This window comes from Alcanivorax sp. HI0044 (assembly GCF_001634945.1).
In genome coordinates this window covers 1-615 of the sequence record NZ_LWEZ01001396.1, presented here as the reverse complement: position 1 = coordinate 615, position 615 = coordinate 1, and the positions used below count along the sequence as shown (strand labels likewise).

Genomic DNA, 615 nt, shown 5'->3' with positions numbered 1-615 from the left:
CCGGGGCCCGCGTGAATCCATTTGTCGCGATGGCCGAAGCTGGGGTGACGCCAGAACAGATAAAGGCGTTCATTGTGGAGGTCTTAAAACCGTATTTCTCAAGCCTAGAGCGGTTGGAGGAACTCGCTGTGGACGTACTTGCTCCACAAGCGATTAATTTGGTTCGGCTTAAAGAAAATTCTTGGGCGCTGCACGCATTCAACCATGTGCTGGAAATTTATCGGCATGCATCAGAACTCAATCCCCAAGCTTGCTACCAGCTTTGTGCCGCATCGGAACCTGCTATTGCAGAAAGTCTATCTGAGTATTGGAGTAGCCTATATTTTGAGGAGCCAAAGGATGATCTTGACCTACATGACTTTAAGTACGAAGTATTTCGAAATATTGGAGCTCTGATTGAGGCAAATGTTCAGCCTCTTCTCCGCGATGTTTTGGCTCAGGTGCGCATCATTCGTGGAAAGAATCCACGTTTTGATGACATCAAAAAATTGAAGCTCGGGAATATTGTGGATGAGTTATCCCGGACAGCGGGCGTTCCGGATCTCTTCGCGCCGCCCCCTTGGGGTGTCAGGCTAAATCAATGGAGAAATATAGCGCAGCACCATAGATCCCGGG

At 48.9% G+C, this 615-nt stretch carries 1 protein-coding gene; it reads left to right on the top strand.

The features are described 5' to 3' along the window. Nucleotides 1–11: 11 nt before the first annotated feature. Nucleotides 12–615: hypothetical protein (locus tag A3730_RS20625; RefSeq protein WP_156501278.1), on the top strand; the 604-nt coding region annotated here is incomplete at its 3' end.